Genomic DNA, 22234 nt, shown 5'->3' with positions numbered 1-22234 from the left:
CTTCGCGGCGTCCCGGCGTTCGTCGGCCTTTCATCGTGCCACTGGCACGATGAATTCGCTTACGCGAACCGGCTGCTCACCCCACAGGGGGAGAAGGGAGGGCCGCAGCTTACCCGCCAGCCTTCACTTTCTCGAACATCTTCGCCATATCGTCGTTCTGCTTCATCGGCCCGGTGAAGATTGTGCTCTTCAGCATCACCTCGGGATCGGACGGCAGTTGCAGCTTCTCAAGCTCATCCTTCGACACGCCGGCGAAGGCGGTACTGAGCGAACTGCCATAGCCGTAGGACTGGATCAGGAATTTGCCCGAATCGGCGTCGAGCCGGCTGTTGATGAAGTCATAGGCGAGATCGACATTCTTGGCGTCCTTCAGCATGACGAAGCCGCAAGCCCAGGTCAGCATGCCTTCCTTGGGCTTCATGAACTCGACCGGCACGCCCTGTTTCTTCAGCGAGGTGGCCGACGCGTTCCAGGTCATGGCGGCGACCAGCTGGCCGCTGGCCAGCGCCTGTTCGACCGAGGTCATGTCCGTGGTGTAGCTCGACAGCAACGGGCGCTGTTCGCGCAGTTTTGCCGCGACCTTGTCCATCTGTTCCGCGGTCATGTCGAAGGGGTTCACGCCGGCCAGAAGTGCTGCGACGATCGGCGTGTCGTGCACGGCGTCGATCGTCGCCATGCGTCCGGCATATTGCTTGTCCCAAAGCAGGTTCCAGCTGGCTTCCGGGTTCTTCACGAGATCGGTGCGGTAGAGGATCGAGGTATTGCCCCAGTCCCACGGCACCATCCACACCTTGCCGTCGCCGGCCTGCAGGTCGGGCAGGTTCTTGAAAACCGGGAAAATCGAATCCCAATTCTTGATGCGCTTGGTGTCGATCGGCTGCAGCAGGCCTTCCTTGTTCCAGCGCGCCACCTTGTCGTAGCAGGGATGCGCGATGTCAGGGCGGAAGCCGGCCTTGACCTTGGTGAACGCATCGTCGTCATCGCCGAAGATCGAGGCCTCGACGCCATCAGGGTGGGCGGCGAGGAAGCTCTTGTTGAAGTCGGGCAGTTCGTAGCCCGACCAGGTGAAATACTGCAGCTTCTCAGTGGCCAGCGCCACGGTCGAAGACAGTGCGAGCGCCAATGCGGCGAGGCCGGCGCGGGCGTTGTGTCCGGTTACCGATTTCAGAAATGCCATTTTCGTTCTCCTCTCATTGTTATGGTCAGGCTCTATTGCGGCGCGTGGCGCCGAGCCCGCGATGGCGCAGGATCTCGGCGGTGCCGGCGATGACGAAGGATGCGCCCAGGATCACCGTCCCCAGCGCCATCACCGTCGGCAGCGAGCGGGGGAAGCGCAGCTGACTCCAGATGTAGAGCGGCAGGGTCGGATCGGTGCCGGCGAGAAAGAAGACGACGATGAATTCGTCGAAGGAGATCAGGAAGGCCAGCATGAAGGCCGACAGCACGGCGGGTAGGCTGAGCGGCAGCATGACCCGCCGGAACGTCGTCCAGTCGGAGGCGCCGAGGTCGAGCGCCGCCTCGCGAACCGTCCTGGGGATGGCGGCGAAACGGCTCCGCATGACGACCACGGTCGTCGGCAATGCCACCAGTATGTGGCCGAGCACGATGGCGACCCGCGATGGCCCGAGGCCGATGAGGTTGACCAGGATCAGCAGCGATATGCCGACGATGACGCCGGGAATGAGGATCGGCAGCCGAGCGATTGCGCTTATGGTGGCGGCAAGCGGCGAGCGGCCGTAGAGGTCCATATAGGACACGGTGATGCCGCACAGTGTTGCACCGGAAGCGGCAACAGTGGCGATGACGAGGCTGTTCGCGAGCGCGCCCGACAGCGCCGGATTGCCGTAGAGCGTCTGGTACCATTGCAGCGTGAAACCTTGCAGTGGAAACGCCGCCTGGATGGAATCGTTGAAGGAAAACAGCGGGATCAGCAGGACCGGCAGGTAAAGAAACACCAGATAGGCAAGCACGTAGAGGCCGAGCCAGCGGCCATCGCGTTTCGTGCCGGCGCGTTCTACCTTCATGTGCGGCTGCCAAATCTGCGGTCGGCGCCGCGCGCGGCCAGCACCACGAGGAGGATGACCAGCATGACGCAGACCGAAAGTGCTGCGCCGAACGGCCAGTCATTGGCCTTGCCGAACTGCGACTGGATCAGCGTGCCGATCATGGTGCTGGCCGGGCCGCCGACCATGGCCGGCGTGACATAGTCGCCAACCGTCGGCACGAAGACGACGAGCGCGGCGGCCAATACACCCGGCATGGAGTTCGGCAGCACGACGCGGCGGAACGCGGTGAACGGCCGCGCACCGAGGTCGGAGGCAGCCTCGAGCAGCGATTTCGGAATGGTATCCAGCGCCACATAGATCGGCAGGATGGCGAAGGGCGCGTAAGCGTGTGCGAGCGTGACGACCACGGCCGCCGGCGTGTTGAGGAAGGCCAATGTCGGCTCCGACCAGATTCCGCTTTCGATCAGCGCCGAGTTCAGGACGCCGTTGTAGGCCAGCACGATCTTCCAGGCGAAGACGCGCAGGAGATAGCTGGTCCAGAACGGCAGCGTCACCAGGAACAAGAGCAGGCCGCGCCGCCGCCCGGCGTGGAAGGCGAGGTAGTAGGCGACGGGATAGGCGGTGACGACGGTTGCCAATGTCACCAGGCCGGCAATGACCAGCGAGCGCAGCGTCACCGTCCAGTAGAGCGGATCGGTAGCCACGGTGACGAAATTATCGACGGTCAGCCCAACGCCGAGCAGGGAGCCGTCATTGCCGCGAAAGGCGAGGAACAGCACCAGGCCGAGCGCGAACAGGATCAGCAGGAATGTGACCAGCGCCCCCGGCAACAGCATGGCGAGCCGGAAGCCCGATGAAGACCGGGCGTCTGGCGCTTGTGCTGCAAATAAGGCCGACATCGACCTGCCCACCAAATTTGAAATTGGCTAACAGTTTTTCATATTCGTGAAACTGTCAAGCAGAATCCGGCTTTCGTGAATTGGTCGCCATCAACGTTCCAGCGATTGCCGGAACGCTTGGGCTTTGCCCGGAATGGTCGAAAAGGCGGTAGCCGACCTGGCAAGCCTGCCGTTCTCGGCCGCCTCAGTCAGGTCATCTCATCCGAACCGTTTGGTCGGTGTGCCTCGAACGCCTGGGCGCACCGCGAACAACCCGCCCTCTTGCGGGCTTGCCCGCAAATGTCCCTCGCTCATGGTAAACCGCGCCGAAGTGACGAAGAGGATATCGAAATTCTCGCCGCCGAAGGTACAGCTCGTGGGCCAGCTGCAGGGCAACTCCACCACTTTGTCCAGAACTCCGTCAGGTGAAATACGGACCAGGCAGCCGCCCCCCGCAACGCGACAGTTCCAGACATAGCCCTCCGCATCCATGCACGACCCGTCCGGCAGGCCGCGAGGAAAATCCGAAAAGAAAGGGCGCCTGTCGGTTATTCGCGACTGCACCTTGTCCCAGTGATAGCGAAAGATCCGGTTCCTGGTCGTGTCTGCCGTGATGAAGGCATTATCCGCTGTCCAGACCATCGTGTTGGTGATGCCGAAGCGATCGGCACTGAGCGCCTCGACAATGCCGGCTGTGTCGACGCGATAGATCCGCCCCGCATCTCGCGAAATATCGCGTGGATGATCGTCGGGGTCGATGTTGTTTTCCATAGTGCCGACCCAGAACGAGCCGTCCGGGGCGACCACGCCCTCATTCAACCGTGTGTCAGGGCTGTCCGGTTCGATCGTCGCGATCGTCGTGAAGGCTTCTCCGAAATCCCACAGAGCCACATCCTTTCGGAGCCCGACGATCGCGCCACCGTCTCTGCGCAGGCCAATCGAGGTTGCGAGGTCCGGTGTCTGCCAACTCTGGTGATCGCGAGTAACCGGATCGAGCTGATGGATGCGTCGCCCGATGATATCCACCCAGATCAGTGTCTTCCTGTTCTCGTCCCAGAGCAGGCTCTCACCGACGATATCCTGGGCATCAAACACGAAGCCTGGTTGTTTTTCTTCGCTATCCACTACCCTTCCCCTCCCAACTGTCGCGCAGTCAGCCGCTATTGACAGACAAGATCTCACAGAGATATACACATTTCAAGAAAACTTGTCATACAGGTTTGGGCAAATGGTAAGCGATGGCGACATAGAGACAAATCCCGGGCTGGTGAGTGCCGCCATTCAGGCCATCACCCAACACATCCGCGTTGAAGGCCTTGGCCCTGGCGATCTCTTACCCAGTGAAGCCGACATGACCCGCAAGCTCAGTGTCTCGCGGACGGTGGTGCGCGAGGCGTTTCGGTCGCTGTCGGCGATGCGCCTCATCGACATGAGCGCTGGTCGGCGCGCCAGCGTTGCCAAGCTCGACATTGGCGCCATGTCGATGGTGATCGAGCACGGCGTCACGACCGAACAGATCAGCGTCCAGCAGGTTTATGATGTGCGCCGTACCATCGAAATGCGCACGGTGGCGCTCGCTGCACTCCGGCGGACCGACGCAGAGGCGGCTGAAATACAGAAATGCGCCCAGCTGATGCGCGAGAATTACCGTGCGCCCGAAATCGTCATGGAACACGACATCGCATTCCATGAAGCGATCGCGCGGGCCTCTCACAACCCGGTGTTTTCGTTGATCATCAACGCTTTCAGCGGCGTCACTCGACGCACCTGGGTGATCGGCTGGCGTACGCGTGCAACCGAGGAAGAGCAGATCAAGATGATCGAGGGGCACACAGATATTGCTCGGGCAATCATCGCGGGGAACCCGCAACTCGCCGCCGAACATATGGCCGCGCATTTCGACAAAAGCGTCAAGGCATTGGTCGATGCGGGGATCGCATGAAAATCCGCTCGCTTGAGACCATTCGTATCGAAGAGCGGCCCAATCTGCTCTGGATCAAGGTGCATACCGACGAGGGCATCACCGGCCTTGGCGAAACCTTCTTCATGGCCCGCACGGTCGAGGAATATGTCCATGAATATGTCGCGCCACGCGTAATCGGCCGCGATCCACTGCAGATCGATCTACTTTCCGCGGACCTGGTTGGCTATCTCGGGTTCCGCTCAAGCGGAGTCGAAGTCCGCGGCAATTCCGCCTTCGACATCGCGCTCTGGGATATTTTCGGCAAGGCTATGAACCAGCCGGTTGCGCAGCTCCTGGGAGGCTTTTCGCGCCAGTCCATCCGCACCTACAACACCTGCGCCGGCACCGAATACATCAAGGACGGCAAGGGACAGACCACCGCGAATTATGGTCTCGGCACAAGGCAAGGGTACGACGACCTGAACGGGTTTCTCCACCGCGCCGACGAATTGGCGGCGGAGTTGCTTCAGGACGGCATCACGGCCATGAAGATCTGGCCGTTCGACCAGGCCGCCGAGAAAAGCCGGGGGCAAGACGTCACTGCCACCGACCTCAAAGCCGCGCTGCAGCCTTTCGAGAAGATCCGCAAAGCTGTCGGCGACAAGATCGACATCATGGTCGAATTCCACTCCATGTGGCAGCTGTTGCCAGCGATCAAGATCGCCAAGGCGCTCGGACCTTATGGCACGTACTGGCATGAGGATCCCATCCGCATGGACAGCCTCGCCGATCTCAAGCGCTATGAGGCCGCGAGCCCGGCACCGATCTCGGCGTCGGAAACCTTGGGCAGTCGCTGGGCATTCCGAGACCTTCTGGAGACCGGCGCCGCAGGCATCGTCATGCTGGACATTTCCTGGTGCGGCGGGCTTTCCGAAGCACGCAAGATCGCTGCGATGGCGGAGGCCTGGCATTTGCCGGTCGCGCCGCACGACTGCACCGGGCCGGTGGTTCTGGCGGCATCCACGCATTTGTCCCTCAACGCGCCCAATGCACTCGTCCAGGAGAGTGTGCGGGCATTTTACAGGACCTGGTACCGCGACCTCGTGACCGCGCTACCGGAAGTCAAGGACGGCATGATCACCGTGCCGCCTGGCCCCGGCCTCGGGCTGGAACTCAATCCCGACCTCGGCCGAGCCTACACCGTCCATCGCCGCGTCTCCGACAAGGCGGACATCTGAAGGACACTCAACGGGAGGATTAGTAATGAAACGACTGACTGCAACGCTTTTGCTCGCCACAACGCTGCTTGCCGGGCCTTCCGTCGCCAGTGCCGACGGGCTCAACATCGTCTTTACGCACCATTCGTCGGCCTCGAATACCTTCTGGCAGGCGGTGAAGAAGGGCTTTGACGATGCCTGCGGCAAGGTCGAGGCCAAGTGCAACATGATTTTCACCCAGACCGAAGGCTCGGTCGAGCAGCAACTCGCCAACATGCGCGCCGCGCTTGCGGCCAAGCCGGATGCCCTGCTGACCTCGATTGTCGACAACAAGGCGTTCGACGACGTCATCAAGGAGGCGCGAGATGCCGGTGTGTTGGTGATTGCCGTCAATGTCGATGACACCGAAGGCGCCAAGGGCAATGCACGGCAGGCCTTCATTGGGCAAGGTTTCAAGCCGGCGGGCCATTCGCTCGGCAAGGCGATTTCCGAGAGCTTCCCGAAAGAGGGGCCAATCAAGGTTCTGGTCGGCATTTCCGCACCCGGCCAGAACTGGTCCGAAAGCCGCGGCGCAGGCGTGATGCAGTTCCTGGAAGAGTACAAGGCGGGCCACCCCGACCGTCAGGTCTCATGGGAGCGGATCGACAGCGGAACGGACCTTGCGATCACGTCCGATCGTGTCGGCGCCTATCTCAATGCGCATCCCGACACCACAGCCTATTTCGACACCGGCTTCTGGTGCGCGGGCGTTGCGCGGTCGCTGCAGGACCGCGGCGTCACGCCGGGCAAGGTCCTCCTTGGCGGTTTCGATCTGGTGCCGGAAGTCCTGCAGCAGATGCAGAAGGGCTACGTCCAGGCTTTGGTGGACCAACAGCCCTACATGCAGGGCTTCATGCCTGTCATGGAAGCCTACCTGAACAAGAAGGTAGGCCTGGCACCCTCCGACATCGATACGGGTCAAGGCATCGTACGCCCCGATCAGGCCGACGCGATCATGACGCTTTCCGCGCAAGGTTTGCGTTAAGCCCACGCGCGCCACGTGTTCACCCGGCGGTGTTCGCACTGCCGGGTGGTCCCTTGCCTCGAATTCCTGGAGCCTGCCTTGAAACGCCTCTTCAAGACCTATCTGGAAAAGCCGGAACTGGCGGGACTGATCCTGTTGGTGCTTCTGGTGGTGATTTTCGAGATCCGCTCGAACGGCGTGTTCCTCAACCAGGATAACCTTCGCGGCATCCTCGGCATTCTGCCGGAAACGGGCCTCGTCGCGATCGGCGTCACGATCCTGATGATCAGCGGCGAATTCGACCTGTCGGTTGGATCGGTGTTTGCACTGATGCCGATGTGCATGGCGGTCCTCATGGTCGAAGGGATGCCTTTCCCACTTGCCTTGCTGGCCGGGCTTGTCGTTTGCGCGCTGATCGGATTTATCAACGGCTATGTAACGATCTGGTTCGAGATCCCGAGCTTCATCACCACGCTCGGCATGCTTTTCATCGCCCGGTCACTGACGATCGTCGTCTCAGGTGGGTTTCCACCCTTGCTTCCCGCCGATCTTCCGAACTGGCTGTTCACCTCGTTCGTCGGCCCCGGAAACATGTTCCGCATGTCGTTCCTGTGGTTTGCGGGAATTGCCCTGCTGACGTCATTGATGCTTTCCAGAACCAATTTCGGCAACTGGATAAAGGCCACCGGCGGCTTCCACCCGGCTGCCGCCTCGATGGGCATTCCGACAGCGAGAGTAAAACTCGCATGCTTCGTGCTTTGCTCGACGCTGTCGGGTTTCGCCGGCATGTTGCAAGTGCTAAGGCTGGGCTCTCCTTTGCCTTCCATCGGCGAAGGCCTGGAACTCCAGGCGGTGGCCTCGGCGGTTATCGGCGGCGCTTCGCTCGCAGGCGGCATCGGTACTGTCGCTGGCGGCATCATCGGCACAATCCTCATCCGCATCATCGACAACGGGCTGGTGCTCTCCAATGTCGACGCGAACTGGTTCAAATTCGCGATCGGCTTCCTGACCATTTTCGCCGTTGTCGCCAATGCCTGGATGCGCAAGCGCGCCAAGGCGATCAAGATGGAGGGCTGAGTCATGGAAGATGCAATCATCTCCGTCCGCAATCTTCACAAATGGTATTCCGGCGTCCATGCGTTGAAGGGCGTGAGCCTCGACCTGAAGCGCGGCGAGGCACTTGGGCTGGTCGGTGACAACGGTGCCGGCAAATCGACGCTTATCAACATTCTGTCAGGCGTCCATACCGCCGACGAGGGCGAGATCCTGGTCGACGGCAAACCGGTGCGGATCGCCAGGCCGCGCGACGCGATGAACCTTGGTATCGAGACCATCTACCAGTACAATTCGATGGTCCCCACCATGTCGATCGCCAGGAACCTGTTTATCGGCCGCGAACCGACGCTGTTCTCCGTATTCGGCGTCGGCGTCCTGGATCAAAAGAAGATGGGCAGCGAAAGCATCAAGGCGATCGCCAATGTCGACCTGCATCTGCGCTCGCCCGACGCACTGGTCGGTGAACTGTCAGGCGGCCAGCGGCAGGGCGTCGCCATCGCGCGCGCCATGCATTTCAAATCGAAGGTGATGATCCTCGACGAGCCGACCAATCACCTTTCGGTCAAGGAGACCAGCAAGGTCATCGGCTTTGTACGTGGATTGAAGGCGCAAGGGGTGACCGGCGTTTTCATCAGCCACAACATGCATCACGTTTTCGATTGCTGTGATCGCGTGGTCGCGATGGCGCGCGGCGAGGTCGTGCTCGACAAGCGCATCGAGGAAACCTCCATCGATGAAGTTCACAACGTGCTTTGAGGAGCGGGAACGGTGATGGCGAACCTTTCCGGTAAAGTTGTGCTCCTGACCGGCGGTCTGGGCTCGCTCGGCCGCGCCCAGGCTGCCGCGCTTGCTCGCGCTGGCGCGCGCGTGCTTTTGCTTGACCGACCGGAGAATGCAGAAGGCCCCGGAATCGCAGCGGAACTGGCGGCGGCAAGCAAGGGTACGATCGTCTATGTCGGTTGCGACTTGAACCAGTTGGCTGAAGCCGAGGCAACGGCCAAGGCGCTCGCCGACGAAGAAGGCACGATCGACATTCTGATCAACAACGCGGCGCTCATCATCAACCGTCCGTTCGAGGATTTCTCACTTGGCGAGTACGAGGACCAGATCCGTGTGAATTCATCAGCCGCCTTCGCGCTGGCGCGTGCCTGCGCCCCTGGCATGAAGAAGAAGGGCCAGGGCAGGATCGTCAATTTCTGCTCGGTGACGCTGAACGGCCGCTGGGACGGCTACGTGCCCTATGTGGCCTCGAAGGGAGCCATGCTGGGACTCACCAAGTCACTGGCGCGGGAATTGGGACCACACGGCATCACCGTGAACGCGGTATCGCCAGGCGCCGTCGTTTCCGAGGCAGAGGAGCGCGTCTTCGGAGAACGGCTCAAGGAATACAATGACTGGATCCTTACCAACCAAAGCCTGAAGCGACGCATCGAGCCGCAGCATATCGCCGATCTCGTGCTGTTCCTCGTCTCCCCGGCCTCGGCCATGATCAGCGGTCAGAACATCAGCATCGATGGCGGATGGTAGCCGTAGCGGCTTTTCGATGACCAATGGCGATGAGATCGAACTTGCCGATGGGCGTGCAAGCCTTGTGGTGCGCCTCTGCGAGGGCGCTGCCATCCTGCGCTACGACGCGCTCCGCCCCGGCCGAACACCCACGCCTCTGCTTGAGCCGTCGAGGGGGCTGCTGAAGTTCGGGTCTCAATTGTTGCTTCCCTGGTCAAGCCGCGTTTCCGGTGGAGGCTTCGAGTTCGACGGGCGCTTCCACGCGATAGAGCCCCATGTCGAAGGCGAGCCGAAGCGAACCGGCACTGAATTGGAGCTGGCTTTAGAGGATGGGGCGATCGGACCCTATCGCTACCGTGCGAGCGTCCGCTATGCATTGGAGGAAGGCACGCTATCCGCCGTGCTGGCCGTCGAGAACCGAGCCGCCATACGCCTGCCCTACGGGCTCGGTTTCCACCCCTGGTTTCCGCGCCGCCCGCGCACGCTGCTCCAAGCATCGGCGCACCGTGTCTGGTTGGAGGACGAACGACACCTGCCGACGGGGGTGGTGCCGCTAGCCTCCCGGCCGGACTGGGACTTTTCGCAAGCCGCGCCGCTTCCCGATGCCTGGGTCAACAATGCCTTCGAAGGCTGGAACGGGCACGCCTCGATCATCCAGCCGGATGACGCTATCGTCGTCACGGTCGAGGCATCGCCCTCGCTGAATGTCTTCATCCTCTACTCACCGGCACGAGACGCTGAGTTCTTCTGCTTCGAACCCGTTTCACATGCGGTGGACGCCCATCACGGCAGCGGCCTGACCACGCTGGAAAAAGGCGGATCGACAAGCGCGCATTTGCGGTTACGTTGGGATGAGCTGTAGCGCCAAATCGGAACTCGCGAAGCGGTGCAGTGACATGGTGGCAAAGGCCCTTTCCGTTGATCGTCTGTCGCCCGGCCCATGCTGCTTCAGGGCGTGTCGACTTGAAGAGGCCATGCGCATAACAGTGAACCATCCTGCGTAATGACGAGAGTGCAATGACAAACAAGACGTTTCTGCCTGACGATGGTGTCTTTCTCGGCCGCGCTCGATCACCTGATGTGCCCCATCCCCTGGTCGTCGCGGTTCGCGACGGCACCGTGTTCGACATCACGTCGAGCGCGGCACCGACCGTGCGGGACATCTGCGAGATGGCCGATCCGGCGGGGCATGTGCGCTCGGCTAAAGGCAAGCCGATTGGCTCGCTCGACGACATCGCGGCCAACAGTTTCGAGGTGACGCGCGATCCGGCAAAGCCCTGTCTCCTCTCCCCGGTCGACCTGCAGGCGGTCAAGGCGTCGGGCGTCACCTTCGTCGTCAGCCTGCTCGAACGGGTGATCGAGGAACAGGCGCGCGGCTCGGCGGAAAAGGCCGACGCCATTCGCGCCGACATTGCCGGGCTGATCGGCCATGATTTGTCGAAGCTCAAGCCCGGTTCGCCGGAAGCGATGGAGATCAAGGCCAAGCTGATCGCGCGCGGCGCCTGGTCGCAATATCTGGAAGTCGGCATCGGCCCCGATGCCGAGATCTTCACCAAGTGCCAGCCGATGGCCTCGGTCGGCTTCGGTGCCGATGTCGGCCTGCACCCGGTGTCGACGTGGAACAATCCGGAGCCAGAGATCGCCATGATCGCCGCCTCAAGCGGCAGGATCGTCGGCGCCACCATCGGCAACGACGTCAATCTGCGCGACGTCGAAGGGCGCTCCGCGCTGCTGCTCGGCAAGGCCAAGGACAACAATGCTTCGGCGTCACTTGGACCCTTCATCCGCCTGTTCGACGACACCTTCTCGATCGACGACGTGAAGCGCGCCGTGGTGCGCCTCAAGGTCGAGGGCGAGGATGGCTTCTCGCTGGAGGGCGCAAGCTCGATGGCCGAGATCAGCCGTTCGCCGGAAGAGCTGGTTGCCGCCGCCATGGGTCCGCACCACCAATATCCGGACGGACTGGCGCTCTATCTCGGCACCATGTTCGTGCCATCGAAGGACCGCGGCGAAAAGGGCAAGGGATTTACCCACAAGGTCGGCGACATCGTCACCATCTCGTCGGAAAAATTCGGCGCGCTGGTCAACCGGGTGCGGCTGTCGCCCGACTGTCCGCACTGGACCTACGGCGCCAGCCATCTCATGCGCGACCTGGCGAAGGCCGATCTTATCTAAGAACCTGTCCAAAACGCCATAACCTTGCTTGGCGTGGATGCCATCTGGGCCGCCTTCACCACCAGTGCCCTGGTCGTGCTTGCGTTGGCGATCGACCGACTAATCCGACTGCGGCGCCACTGGCAGCCCGGACACATCGGGGACAATCGGCTCGGCTGAGCCTCGCCACCAATCATCCGGCCGCCCCCGGAAAAAATCACCCCGACTGATGCAATCTGATGGGACCGTTGATGGCGCCGCGTCAGACGCCAACTACATCTGCAGATGGAGGCTTGCCATCCGTCGAAAAAGGGAATGCTCTGAGGCATCCGGGCGGCGCTGGCAACGACGCAAATCCGGCTGAAGCCGGAACAAGAGACGGATCATCTTCAACCGGGAGGAAATCAAATGCTGACAAGACTGAGACTTGTGCTTTACGGCCTGCTGGTCGCGCTGACGCTCATTCCGGCAGCCGCGCAGGCCAAGACCTTCTACTGGATTTCGCATGGCGGCCCGGCCGACCCGGTCTGGACCTACTTCCTGGCCGGCGCCAAGCAATGGGCCAAGGATACCGGCAACACCGTCAACACCTCGTTCCACAATGGCGACGTCGCTTCCCAGCAGGAAGCGGTTCGCGCCGCCCTGTCAGCCAAGGCCGACGGCATCGTCACCACCAGCCCCGATCCGGGCAGCCTCGTCGAGATCGTAAAGGAAGCCCGCGCGGCCAACATCCCGATCATCAACTTCAACACGCCCGATCCAAAGGCCAATTTCAATGCCTATGTCGGCGGCGACAACGTCACCTTCGGCAAGCACTGGGCGCAGTATCTGGTCGACAAGGGCCTGGTGAAGAAGGGCGACTTCGTCTGGATGCCGGTCGAGGTCCCCGGCGCCACCTATGGCGTCCAGGAAGAGGAGGGCATCAAGAGCGTGTTCGGGCCGCTCGGCATCACCTATGAAGTGACCGAGGCGACGCTCGACCAGGCCGAGGTGATCAACCGCATGGTCGACTACCTCACCGCCCACAAGGGCAAGGTCAACGCCATCATCGGCCTGGGCGACCTCGTCACCGGCTCGATCAAGCGGGTGTTCGACCAGGTCGGCGTCAAGCCGGGCGAAATCCCTGTTGTCGGCTGGGGCAACTCGCTCGACACCACCCAGGAAGTGCTGAACGGCTACGTCAATGCCGGCCAGTGGCAGGACCCGCAGGCGACCAGCTATGTCGCGCTGTCGCTCGCCAACATGGCAGCGTCAGGCATTCCTCCGGGCTTCAACGTCATCACCGGCGCGCTCTACGAGAAGGACACCGCCGGCGTCTACGACAAGATCCTGTCCGGCAAATAAACCGCGATCCCTGGCGCCGCGCGCAGTTGGCACGCAGCGCCAGATATCTCCTGCGCCGCGACCATCCATCCGAGGCGGTGGAGATCGCGGCCCGTTCCAACCATGTCGCGGGTTCCCAGTGGAAAATCATTCGCTTGTCCAACGCCTGATTGCGCGGCCTGAATTCGGTCCCTTCGTGCTGCTCGTCGTCGAGATCGGCGTTTTCTGGGGCTTCAACCACGACTTCCTGTCGCCGCAGAACATCTCCAACACGCTGGCCTTCACGGTCGAGCTCGGCCTGATCGCGCTGGCGATGACGCTGCTGATGACATCAGGCGAATTCGATCTGTCCGTCGGATCCCTGTTCGGCTTCTCGCCCGTGCTGATGTGGACGCTGTTCAACAGCGGCGTCACCTCGCTGGAGATGGGCTTCATTGCCGCGCTGGTGGTTGCCGCTCTGATCGGCCTGGTCAATGGCTGGTTCGTCACGCAGCTCAAGATTCCGTCCTTCCTGGTGACGCTCGGCATGCTGCTCGTGGTGCGCGGCAGTGCGCTTTTCATCACCGACGGTTTTCCGCAGCGCACCTGGAGCGCCGAGGGCAGCTGGCTGGCGCAGGCGCTGGTCGGCGACTTCTTCGTCGGGCCGTTCCGCATCTACATGTCGCTGTTCTGGTTCATCGCCGCGGCGATCGCGCTCGGCTACGTGCTGACGCAAAGCCGGACCGGCAACTGGATCCAGGCGGCGGGCGGCAATCCCAACGCGGCGCGCGCCCGCGGCGTCAATGTCAACCGCGTCAAGATCGGCCTGTTCGTGCTGTCGTCGCTCATGGCTTCGCTGGCCGGCGTCATCTCATCGCTGCGCACGTCGGCCGCCAATCCCAACAGCGGCACCGGCTACGAGCTCGAAGTCATCGCCATGGTGGTGATCGGCGGCACGGCGTTGACCGGCGGACGCGGCACCATCATCGGCACCGTGCTCGGCATTCTGATCCTGCGTGTGATGCGCAACGGCATCGTGCTGATCGGCGTGCCCGGCCTTGCCTACAACATCTTCATCGGCGCGATCATCCTTGGCATGATGGCGCTCCATTCATGGCTGGAACGCCGGCACCAGGCAGGGACTTGAACGATGGCCGAGCCATTGATCCGCATGCAGAACATCCGCAAGTCCTATGGCCGCGTGCAGGCGCTCGAGGATGCCAATTTCCATGTCAACGAGCGCGAGATCGTCGGCCTGCTCGGCGACAACGGCGCCGGCAAGTCGACGCTGATCAAGGTCTTGTCGGGCGCGGTGCCGCTGACCAGCGGCGACATCTTCATCCGCGGCAAGAAGGTCACCTTGCGCAGCACCAGTGACGCCATCGCGCAGGGCATCGAGACGATCTACCAGGACTCGGCTCTGGTCACGCAATTGTCGATCGCCCGCAATTTGTTCCTCGGGCGCGAGCCGATCAAGCCGCCGCGTTTCCTCAACCGCATGGACCAGGAGGCGATGAACAACGTCGCCCGCGACCTGCTCAAACAGGTCGGCATTTCGAAGAACATTCCGCCGACAACGCCGATCGGCTCGCTTTCCGGCGGCGAGCGCCAGGCGGTGGCCATCGCGCGCGCCATGCATTTCGACAGCGACCTCATCATCCTCGACGAGCCGACCAACAATCTCGGCGTCGCCGAGACACAAGGCGTTCTGAGCTTCGTGCGCAGCGCCCGCGATTCCGGTCATTCCTGCATCTTCATCGCGCACAACATCCATCACGTCTTCCAGGTGGTCGACCGCATCGTCGTCATGCGCCGGGGCAAGGTGGTCGCCGACGACATTGACCCGAAGAAGACAACCGTGACGGAAGTCGAACGGATCATCACCGGCATGTCGGACAAGGAAATCCGCGACGCCATCGCCGACGGCAAGCCGTCGCACTGAGGGCGGGCGGAAGCCGCCTCGTCGAAGCCGCCAAACGCGCATCGCGGTGATGGGTGTCGATCACCCGTCCCCCGGATCGCATTGCCTGCGAAATTGCTTGTCTGGCGCACGATCGCATCGGCGCATAGGGTTGCGGCATGAAGGCCACCGTCTCCGACATCGCCAGGAATTGCGGGCTCTCGACCGCGACGGTCGACAGGGTGCTCAACAACAGGCCGGGCGCCAGCGCCGCCAACCGGCAGCGCGTCATGGAAGCCGCCAAGCAACTCGGCTATCTGCCGGTCGCCGACCAGGTGACGCTTCCCTCGAGGCCCGCGAACCTCGAATTCTTCCTGCCGATCGGCAGCAACGCCTTCATGCAGGATCTGGCAAGGCACATCGAGGACTATGCATCGCGCCTGCCACTGGTCGCTTCGTGCCGGATCCACAACCTCGCCGGCATCTCGCCAAACGCTTTGCAGAGCGCGGTGGAAAACCTGTCGCTGAGGGCCAATGGCGTCGGTGTCATCGCCATCGACCATCCGCGAACCCGCAACATCCTGCGCGACATTGTCGAAGCCGGCATCCGCCTGGTGACGCTGGTGTCCGATATTCCGGCCGCTCCCCGCTCGGCCTATGTCGGCATAGACAACCGGGTGGCAGGCCGGACGGCGGCGCTTTTGATGGGGCGCTTCCTCGGCGGCCGCGAGGGCCATCTGGCGATGGTCGTCGGTTCGCGTTCCTATCGCGGTCATGAGGAGCGTGAAATGGGCTTTCGCTCCGTGCTTGGCGAAGAGTTTCCCAACCTCACCGTGACCAGTGCCGTCGAGGTCAATGACGAGCCGGATGCCAGTTACGCCGAGACCATGAAGGCGCTGCAGAACGAACCGGAGTTGCTCGGCATCTATTGCATCGGGGCCGGACGCTCAGGCGTTGCGAAAGCGATCCGGGAAGCGCGGCCCAACCGCAAGCCAGTGTTCATCTGCCATGACCTGACGAAGGAGACGCGCGGCTACCTCGTCGATGACCTCGCCGACGTCGTCATCGACCAGAACGCCAGGCTGATCGCCGAACAGTCGGTCATCCGCCTGCTCGGCTCCATCGCCTCATCGGCGCCCTATCTCACTCGGAAATTCATCGAGCCGCGCCTGATCTTCAGGGAAAACGTGCCGGTGCAGTAAGGCGGGCGCCTCGGAAAAGCCGGTTTCCTGGATTTGTCTGATAATTGACACGGCAAATCTGCACAGCTGCTATGCACAATTCATTGTTGCCGAATCATTGGGCAATTCGTAAGTTCTGGTCGTCGGCCATCTACTCCTCCCAGATGCGATGCCGACGCTGAATGGGGCGCACCTCCTCCCGCGCCACATTCGAAATCGAGCCCGCTGCCACCTCCTCCCGGCAGCGGGCTTTTTTCGTTCAGCCATCGGAAATTGCTGTGCCGCCCGCACTAGAGCGTTTCACCGTTTCATGGAAGCGGCGAACCGCTCTAACTCTTTGTTTTGACGCAATTCCTGACGGAAAACCGCTCACACTTTTCCTGGAATTGCTCTAAAGAGCTCCAAGCGTCGCCTCGGCCATACGACCGGCAAATCGCCAACAGTCGCGGCGGATTTCAACCGGCGGCGGCGCCCCGGAAGGAAACGATCAGCCCTTCGGCCATGCGCACGAACTGCGTGCTAGGCCCTTCGGTGCCCACGGTCTGCACGCTGACACGCGCGCCCTCGAACAGCAGCGACAGCGTATCGGCAAGCAGTTCGGCCTGACCGATGCCCGCACCTCGGCATAGCGCCACAAGGCGCTCGCGCTGGGCTTCCTTGAGTTCCTTGATCACCAGCCTCGCCGGATGGTCCGGCTCGGTCAGTTCAGCGGCGGCATTGGCCATGTCGCAGCCGCGGCCGTCGGCATTGAGCATGGCAGCCGCCTTGCGAACCCAGGCATGCAGTTGCGCGAGCTTGTCGCCGGGGAACTCGGCTTCGAAGGCGTCCCACATGGCGCCGGCCTTGGCCGCATTGGCGCGCAGGCACTCGACGATCAGTTCGTCCTTCGACTCGAAATGACGGTAGAGCGTCATCTTGTTCGTGCCGGCGGCCTCGGTGATGGCGTCGACACCGACGCCCTTGATGCCGTGCCTGTGGAACATGTCGCGTGCCGTCTCCAGGATCCGATCCCGCGGACGAGATCGCTCCACGACGCCGTCTGTCATCATGATCTCCTTTTCGTTTCCAAAAAACCTCGGCCACCTCTTGACTAGGGTGTTACCGGTCTGTAACTTCCAGAATGTTACTTACTGGTAACACCTATGTCGCCCGTCGTCAATAACAAGGCCGTGAACTGGTCCTGCCAGATGAGACGGACGAGAAACTGCCAATCATGCGGCTCCGGCCGGTGAGGAAATGAAAAACGGTTCGCGAGCATGCGCTGCGAATCGACAGATAAGGAGCCGGCCAATGCCACAGCGCCGCGATCTTACCATAGATGAGGCCGTCCGGGATCCGATGATCCGGCTGGTCATGAAGGCAGATGGGGTCGACCCCCGCGCCTTCGAGAAGATGCTTCGCTCGCTTGCCGATGGTCAGCGCCGCGACGTGCCGTTGCTGCGTTCGCGGGATGCCTCCCGTGACGGGCACGGCCAGTTGTCGAGACTTGCCAGCGCCTTCGGGCGGGCAAGAGCAGCCGGCGAGGCATGTGTGTCATGGTGAACTTCTTCATCCACCGTCCGATCTTCGCCTCAGCGATCGCCATCATCATGGTGCTAGCCGGGACGATTTGTTATTTCCTGCTGCCGGTCTCGCAGTTTCCCGATATCACGCCGCCCCAGGTCGTGGTCAGCGCTCATTACCCGGGCGCCAGCGCGCAAGTCGTAGCCGATACGGTGACGACGCCGCTGGAGCAGCAGATCAATGGCGTGCAGGGCATGACCTACATGTCGTCGACGAGCTCCAATGACGGCTCCTCGACCATCACCATCACCTTCGATGTCGGCTATTCGCTCAGCACCGCCGCCGTCGACGTCCAGAACCGCGTCTCGCAGGCGGCCTCCTCGCTGCCGGCGATCGTCAATCAGGGCGGCGTGACGATCAAGAAGCAGAACCCGAACTTCGTGCTCATCGTCAACCTCACCTCGCCCGACAAGTCAGTCGATCCGGTGGCGCTGTCGAACCTCGCCTATTTGCAGGTCGTCGATCCGCTGAAGCGCCTGCAAGGCGTCGGCGACGTGCAGATCTTCGGCGAGCGGCGCTATTCGATGCGCGTCTGGCTCGATCCGGACAAGCTTGCCAATCTCGGCATCACCGCAGTCGACGTGCAAAACGCCATCGCCGAGCAGAACGTCCAGGTGGCGGCCGGCAAGATCGGCCAATCACCGGCGCCTGCCGGCACCGCCTTCGAGATGCAGGTCAACGCCGTCGGACGCCTGAGCGACCCGAAGGAATTCGGCGACATCGTCGTGCGCGCCAACACCGGCACCGGCTCGCTGGTGCGGCTGCGCGACGTTGCGCGCATCGAACTCGGCGCGCTGCAATATTCGTCGTCGGCCTTCTTCGGCAAGGACCCAACGGTCGTGCTCGCCGTCTACCAGATGCCCGGCTCCAACGCGCTCGACCTCCAGCAGCGCGTCAAGGACAAGATGAAGGAGTTGTCGGCCCGTTTCCCCAAGGGCGTCTCCTATGCCATGCATTACGACACGACGCGCTTCGTCTCGGCGTCGATGCATGACGTGCTGATCACGCTCGGCGAAGCGCTGGTGCTGGTCGTCGCCGTGGTGTTCATCTTCCTGCAGAGCTGGCGCACGACCATCATCCCGACCATCGCCATTCCGGTGTCGCTGGTGGCGACGCTGGTCGTCATGGAAATGCTGGGCTTCTCGCTCAACATGCTCTCCCTGCTCGGCATGGTGCTGGCGATCGGCCTTGTCGTCGACGACGCCATCGTGGTGGTCGAGAATGTCGAACGACAATTGGAGGCCGGGCTGAAACCATTGGCTGCGACCAAAGCCGCCATGGCAGAAGTCACCGGTCCGATCATTGCCACCACCGCGGTGCTGATGGCCGTGTTCGTGCCGGTCGCCTTCATTCCGGGCGTTTCGGGGCGACTCTATAACCAGTTCGCGCTGACGGTGGCGATTTCGGTCGGCATCTCGGCCTTCAATTCGCTGACGCTGAGCCCTGCGCTCAGTGCCGCCTTCCTGCGCCATCGCCATGGGCCGCAGTTCTTCCTGTTCCGCTGGTTCAACACCGGCTTCGACAGACTGTCGCATGCCTACGCCCATGGTGTGCGCTTCCTCATCCGCCTGCGCTGGATCATGCTCGGCCTGTTCGCGGCCGGGTTGGTCGCCACTTATTTTGTCTGGCAGAAGCTGCCCTCGACCTTTCTTCCGGTCGAGGACCAGGGCTATTTCTTCGTCGTCATCCAGTTGCCCGACGGTGCCTCGCTTGAGCGCACCGACGCAGTGGCCCAGAAGGCGCGCGACATCCTGCAGGCGACGCCTGGCGTCGACATTGTCGGCTCGATCAGCGGCCTGAACTTCCTGACCAGTGCGGCGCAGTCGAACTCGGCGGTCGAGTTCGCCATCCTGAAGCCATGGGAAGAGCGTGGCCCCGACCAGAGTGCATCGAAGCTCGTCGCCGACGTGCGCGGCAAGCTGATGCAGATTCCGGAAGCTTTCGCGCTCTCCTTCGATCCGCCTTCGATCCCGGGCATCGGCACCACCGGCGGCTTCGAATTCGTCGTCGAGGATCTCACCGGCCGCGGCAGCACGGCCCTCAACGAGGCGACGCAAGCCGTGATCGCCGAGGCGCGCAAGCAGCCGGAAATCAATCCGCAGCAGCTGTTCTCGCCGTTCTCGACCTCGACGCCGCAGTTCAACTACGACCTCGACCGCAGCAAGGCCAAGCTTCTCGGCCTCAACCTGCCCGATGTCTTCAACACGCTGCAGATCTATCTCGGCTCGCTCTACGTGAATGACTTCAACCTGTTCGGCCGCACCTTCCGTGTGACCATCCAGGCCGATAAGGATGCACGTGCGGGCGCCGCCGACATATCACGGCTCTATGTGCGCAACGCGTCCGGCGGCATGGTGCCACTCAGCACGCTGGGCAGACTGGTGCCCTTCGTCGGGCCGGAAACCGTGCCGCACTACAACAACAACGCGTCGGCCTCGATCAATGGCGGCGCCGCGCCGGGCTTTTCCTCGGGCCAGGCGGTCGCAGCCATGGAACGGGCGGCGGCCACCGCTCTCCCCAGGGATTTCGGTTTCGAATGGACCGGCATCACCTTCCAGGAGCTCAAGGCAGGATCGATCGCGTCCGTCGTCTTCGGCCTCGCCATCGTCTTCGTCTTCCTGATCCTGGCGGCGCAGTATGAAAGCTGGGCGATGCCGTTCATGGTGCTGCTGGCGGTGCCATTGGCCTTGTTCGGCGCGTTCGCGGCGCTGTTGATGCGTGGCATGCAGATCGACGTCTACTCGCAGATCGGCTTCGTCATGCTGATCGGCCTGGCGGCCAAGAACGCGATCCTGATCGTCGAGTTCGCCAGGCGGCGACGCGAGGAGGGTCTCAGCATCGTCGAGGCCGCGATGGAAGCCGCGCGGCTGAGACTCCGGCCGATCCTGATGACGGCCTTCGCTTTCATCCTCGGCGTGCTGCCGCTGATGTTCGCGACCGGCGCCGGGGCCGCAAGCCGCCAGTCGATAGGCACCACCGTCTTTGGCGGCATGGTCGCCGCGACCATCCTGTCGCTGGTGTTCGTGCCGGTCTTCTACGCGGTCATCGAACAGTTGCGGGAGCGCCGCGAAAGCGGCGAACCCGCCTCCAAGCATACTGAACCAACTGCCGAACCCGCCTTCCCTCCCTTGGCGGAAGCGGCCGAATAAGATTGGAGAAATATTATGCGTAAATGGAAAATCGCTTTGGGAACGGCCGTCGCGCTGGGCGCGATCTCGGTGGCCAGCGTCCACCTGCTCGATATGGGCAATCTCAGGCTGAGCAACGGCACGGCCGGTGCGGCAACGCCCGCTCCGGCGGCATTCGTCATGCCGGTGCCAGTCGCAAATGTCGTCAAGAAGACGATCCCGATCTATCTCGACTATGCCGCCCGCATCGAGCCTATCCGCAGCATCACGCTGCAGGCACGCGTGCCCGGCTATTTGCAGGAACAGACGGCGCAAGACGGCGCGGATGTGCGGCAAGGCGACCTTCTCTATAAGATCTCGCCTGACGACTTCCAGGCCGCGCTCGACCAGGCGAAAGCGCAGGTCCAGCGCGATACGGCGACGCTCGACTATGCCCAGTCCAACCTCGGCCGCGGCACCGAGCTCGCCAAGAGCGGCTATCTGGCCAAGGACAGCTTCGACCAGCGCACCAGCACCTTGCGCGAAGCGCAGGCATCGCTGGCGCTCAATCAAGCCGCGGTGCGCACGGCGGAACTCAATCTGAGTTACTCGCAAATCCATGCTCCGTTCACCGGCCGCCTGGGCCGCAACCAGGCTTCGGTCGGAACGCTGGTCAGCGTCGCCGGCACGGTGCTCAACACGCTGGTGCAGCTCGACCCGATCTATGTCACCTTCAATCCGAGCGAGACGGATCTGGCCGAGATCGAGCAGGCCCGCGCGGCCGGCCCGGTTGATGTCGAAGTCCTGCTGCCGGGTCAGACCGAGACCAGCCAGAGGGGCGAACTCACCTTCATCGACAACACGGTCGACCACTCGACCGGCACCATCACCGCACGCGCCACCATCGGCAATGCGAAATTCACGCTCATACCTGGCCAGTATGTCCGCGTGCGGCTGCATATCAGGCAACAGCCCGACGCGCTGATGGTGCCGCAGACGGCGTTGGGTTCGAGCCAGCTCGGCAAATATCTCTACGTCGTCGGCAAGGGAAATACGGTCGACCAGCGGCTGGTTTCGCTCGGCCCGACCAGCGGCGACCTTGTAGCTATCTTGAGCGGTGTCTCCGAAGGCGACCAGGTCATAACAGGCAATCTGCAGAAGATCGGACCGGGAATGCCGATCTCGCCACTGCCACAGAAACCGGCTACCTGACACCCCCGCAGGCCCGGTTTCCGCGCGGCGCCCTCGACCTACCCACGGGTCGTGGGCGCCGTATTCACAAGCAGGCCGACAAGAGCGGCGACATCGGCGCGGTCGGCCTTGGCCGGCGGCATGAAGGCGCAATATGGATGACCGAGGCGCACCGGGACCGATGACAGCGCGATCAGGCGCCGGTGGCGATGAAAAATCCGAAAATGCCGTCTTGTTAGATTGTCGACAATCTGATTGTCTTGGCTA

At 62.4% G+C, this 22234-nt stretch carries 20 protein-coding genes; 15 read left to right on the top strand and 5 right to left on the bottom strand.

Features of this window, described 5'->3' with window-relative positions; all coding sequences use genetic code 11:
- Window positions 1–109: 109 nt before the first annotated feature.
- From ACWGS8_RS16685 to ACWGS8_RS16670, 4 genes are all read right to left on the bottom strand, one after another.
- Window positions 110–1177 (bottom strand): ABC transporter substrate-binding protein, encoded by a 1068-nt coding sequence (locus ACWGS8_RS16685; RefSeq protein ID WP_454581962.1) that lies wholly within the window; start codon window positions 1175–1177, stop codon window positions 110–112.
- A 25-nt stretch (window positions 1178–1202) separates the two neighbouring features.
- On the bottom strand, window positions 1203–2024 hold the full coding sequence (locus tag ACWGS8_RS16680) for an ABC transporter permease (RefSeq protein ID WP_454581961.1): 822 nt from the start codon (window positions 2022–2024) through the stop codon (window positions 1203–1205).
- Window positions 2021–2905: an ABC transporter permease gene (locus tag ACWGS8_RS16675; protein ID WP_454581960.1), complete on the bottom strand. Its 885-nt coding sequence runs from the start codon at window positions 2903–2905 to the stop codon at window positions 2021–2023. Before ACWGS8_RS16675 ends, ACWGS8_RS16680 begins: the two co-directional genes overlap by 4 nt.
- 198 nt (window positions 2906–3103) lie before the next feature.
- Complete coding sequence (locus ACWGS8_RS16670; RefSeq protein ID WP_454581959.1) at window positions 3104–4009, bottom strand: SMP-30/gluconolactonase/LRE family protein; 906 nt, start codon at window positions 4007–4009, stop codon at window positions 3104–3106.
- 103 nt (window positions 4010–4112) lie between these two features.
- Here ACWGS8_RS16670 and ACWGS8_RS16665 point away from each other — a divergent pair, with 103 nt between their 5' ends.
- From ACWGS8_RS16665 to ACWGS8_RS16610, 12 genes are all read left to right on the top strand, one after another.
- A complete protein-coding gene (locus tag ACWGS8_RS16665; RefSeq protein ID WP_454581958.1) occupies window positions 4113–4826 on the top strand; it encodes a FadR/GntR family transcriptional regulator in 714 nt (237 codons plus the stop codon).
- Window positions 4823–6025 (top strand): mandelate racemase/muconate lactonizing enzyme family protein, encoded by a 1203-nt coding sequence (locus ACWGS8_RS16660; protein WP_454581957.1) that lies wholly within the window; start codon window positions 4823–4825, stop codon window positions 6023–6025. The genes ACWGS8_RS16665 and ACWGS8_RS16660 overlap by 4 nt, the downstream gene beginning before the upstream one ends.
- Window positions 6026–6050: 25 nt before the next feature.
- The gene (locus tag ACWGS8_RS16655) at window positions 6051–7028 is read left to right on the top strand and encodes a substrate-binding domain-containing protein (RefSeq protein ID WP_454581956.1); all 978 of its coding nucleotides are present in this window, start codon (window positions 6051–6053) and stop codon (window positions 7026–7028) included.
- A 78-nt stretch (window positions 7029–7106) separates the two neighbouring features.
- Window positions 7107–8084: an ABC transporter permease gene (locus ACWGS8_RS16650; RefSeq protein ID WP_454581955.1), complete on the top strand. Its 978-nt coding sequence runs from the start codon at window positions 7107–7109 to the stop codon at window positions 8082–8084.
- A gap of 3 nt (window positions 8085–8087) precedes the next feature.
- Window positions 8088–8819, top strand: a complete 732-nt coding sequence (locus ACWGS8_RS16645) for an ATP-binding cassette domain-containing protein (protein WP_454581954.1) — start codon at window positions 8088–8090, stop codon at window positions 8817–8819.
- 15 nt (window positions 8820–8834) lie between these two features.
- Complete coding sequence (locus ACWGS8_RS16640; protein WP_454581953.1) at window positions 8835–9590, top strand: SDR family oxidoreductase; 756 nt, start codon at window positions 8835–8837, stop codon at window positions 9588–9590.
- Window positions 9577–10431: an aldose 1-epimerase gene (locus tag ACWGS8_RS16635; protein WP_454581952.1), complete on the top strand. Its 855-nt coding sequence runs from the start codon at window positions 9577–9579 to the stop codon at window positions 10429–10431. Before ACWGS8_RS16640 ends, ACWGS8_RS16635 begins: the two co-directional genes overlap by 14 nt.
- 155 nt (window positions 10432–10586) lie before the next feature.
- On the top strand, window positions 10587–11744 hold the full coding sequence (locus tag ACWGS8_RS16630) for a fumarylacetoacetate hydrolase family protein (protein ID WP_454581951.1): 1158 nt from the start codon (window positions 10587–10589) through the stop codon (window positions 11742–11744).
- Between the two features lie 387 nt (window positions 11745–12131).
- Window positions 12132–13067 carry a substrate-binding domain-containing protein gene (locus tag ACWGS8_RS16625; RefSeq protein WP_454581950.1) on the top strand — a complete coding sequence of 312 codons (936 nt, stop codon included), beginning with the start codon at window positions 12132–12134 and terminating at the stop codon, window positions 13065–13067.
- A 118-nt stretch (window positions 13068–13185) separates the two neighbouring features.
- Entirely contained in the window at window positions 13186–14172 is a 987-nt protein-coding gene (locus tag ACWGS8_RS16620) for an ABC transporter permease (RefSeq protein ID WP_454581949.1), read from the top strand.
- Between the two features lie 3 nt (window positions 14173–14175).
- Window positions 14176–14967 carry an ATP-binding cassette domain-containing protein gene (locus ACWGS8_RS16615; RefSeq protein WP_454581948.1) on the top strand — a complete coding sequence of 264 codons (792 nt, stop codon included), beginning with the start codon at window positions 14176–14178 and terminating at the stop codon, window positions 14965–14967.
- 137 nt (window positions 14968–15104) lie between these two features.
- Window positions 15105–16127 (top strand): LacI family DNA-binding transcriptional regulator, encoded by a 1023-nt coding sequence (locus ACWGS8_RS16610; RefSeq protein ID WP_454581947.1) that lies wholly within the window; start codon window positions 15105–15107, stop codon window positions 16125–16127.
- Window positions 16128–16561: 434 nt separating this feature from the next.
- On the opposite strand, the gene ACWGS8_RS16605 is transcribed toward ACWGS8_RS16610, so the two are convergent.
- A complete protein-coding gene (locus tag ACWGS8_RS16605; RefSeq protein WP_454581946.1) occupies window positions 16562–17152 on the bottom strand; it encodes a TetR/AcrR family transcriptional regulator in 591 nt (196 codons plus the stop codon).
- 244 nt (window positions 17153–17396) lie between these two features.
- On the opposite strand from ACWGS8_RS16605, the gene ACWGS8_RS16600 reads away from it, so the two are divergent.
- Genes ACWGS8_RS16600 through ACWGS8_RS16590 form a run of 3 tightly spaced genes read left to right on the top strand, consistent with a single transcriptional unit; the run spans window position 17397 to window position 21988 of the window.
- Complete coding sequence (locus tag ACWGS8_RS16600; protein ID WP_454581945.1) at window positions 17397–17648, top strand: hypothetical protein; 252 nt, start codon at window positions 17397–17399, stop codon at window positions 17646–17648.
- Window positions 17642–20818 carry an efflux RND transporter permease subunit gene (locus ACWGS8_RS16595; protein WP_454581944.1) on the top strand — a complete coding sequence of 1059 codons (3177 nt, stop codon included), beginning with the start codon at window positions 17642–17644 and terminating at the stop codon, window positions 20816–20818. Before ACWGS8_RS16600 ends, ACWGS8_RS16595 begins: the two co-directional genes overlap by 7 nt.
- 15 nt (window positions 20819–20833) lie before the next feature.
- Window positions 20834–21988, top strand: coding sequence for an efflux RND transporter periplasmic adaptor subunit (locus tag ACWGS8_RS16590; protein WP_454581943.1), 1155 nt, complete (start codon window positions 20834–20836; stop codon window positions 21986–21988).
- Window positions 21989–22234 lie beyond the last annotated feature (246 nt).

This window comes from Mesorhizobium sp. 43Arga (assembly GCF_053714255.1).
The sequence above is the reverse complement of the archived record's forward strand: the minus strand, read 5'-3'. Positions and strand labels throughout refer to the sequence as shown.

What these genes read in the sequence shown, in the direction of transcription:
- ACWGS8_RS16685 (WP_454581962.1), bottom strand. Translation starts at nt 1,177, where the DNA reads ATGGCATTTCTGAAATCGGTAACCGGACACAACGCCCGCGCCGGCCTC.
- ACWGS8_RS16680 (WP_454581961.1), bottom strand. Translation starts at nt 2,024, where the DNA reads ATGAAGGTAGAACGCGCCGGCACGAAACGCGATGGCCGCTGGCTCGGC.
- ACWGS8_RS16675 (WP_454581960.1), bottom strand. Translation starts at nt 2,905, where the DNA reads ATGTCGGCCTTATTTGCAGCACAAGCGCCAGACGCCCGGTCTTCATCG.
- ACWGS8_RS16665 (WP_454581958.1), top strand. Translation starts at nt 4,113, where the DNA reads ATGGTAAGCGATGGCGACATAGAGACAAATCCCGGGCTGGTGAGTGCC.
- ACWGS8_RS16660 (WP_454581957.1), top strand. Translation starts at nt 4,823, where the DNA reads ATGAAAATCCGCTCGCTTGAGACCATTCGTATCGAAGAGCGGCCCAAT.
- ACWGS8_RS16655 (WP_454581956.1), top strand. Translation starts at nt 6,051, where the DNA reads ATGAAACGACTGACTGCAACGCTTTTGCTCGCCACAACGCTGCTTGCC.
- ACWGS8_RS16645 (WP_454581954.1), top strand. Translation starts at nt 8,088, where the DNA reads ATGGAAGATGCAATCATCTCCGTCCGCAATCTTCACAAATGGTATTCC.
- ACWGS8_RS16640 (WP_454581953.1), top strand. Translation starts at nt 8,835, where the DNA reads ATGGCGAACCTTTCCGGTAAAGTTGTGCTCCTGACCGGCGGTCTGGGC.
- ACWGS8_RS16635 (WP_454581952.1), top strand. Translation starts at nt 9,577, where the DNA reads ATGGCGGATGGTAGCCGTAGCGGCTTTTCGATGACCAATGGCGATGAG.
- ACWGS8_RS16630 (WP_454581951.1), top strand. Translation starts at nt 10,587, where the DNA reads ATGACAAACAAGACGTTTCTGCCTGACGATGGTGTCTTTCTCGGCCGC.
- ACWGS8_RS16625 (WP_454581950.1), top strand. Translation starts at nt 12,132, where the DNA reads ATGCTGACAAGACTGAGACTTGTGCTTTACGGCCTGCTGGTCGCGCTG.
- ACWGS8_RS16615 (WP_454581948.1), top strand. Translation starts at nt 14,176, where the DNA reads ATGGCCGAGCCATTGATCCGCATGCAGAACATCCGCAAGTCCTATGGC.
- ACWGS8_RS16610 (WP_454581947.1), top strand. Translation starts at nt 15,105, where the DNA reads ATGAAGGCCACCGTCTCCGACATCGCCAGGAATTGCGGGCTCTCGACC.
- ACWGS8_RS16605 (WP_454581946.1), bottom strand. Translation starts at nt 17,152, where the DNA reads ATGACAGACGGCGTCGTGGAGCGATCTCGTCCGCGGGATCGGATCCTG.
- ACWGS8_RS16600 (WP_454581945.1), top strand. Translation starts at nt 17,397, where the DNA reads ATGCCACAGCGCCGCGATCTTACCATAGATGAGGCCGTCCGGGATCCG.
- ACWGS8_RS16595 (WP_454581944.1), top strand. Translation starts at nt 17,642, where the DNA reads ATGGTGAACTTCTTCATCCACCGTCCGATCTTCGCCTCAGCGATCGCC.
- ACWGS8_RS16590 (WP_454581943.1), top strand. Translation starts at nt 20,834, where the DNA reads ATGCGTAAATGGAAAATCGCTTTGGGAACGGCCGTCGCGCTGGGCGCG.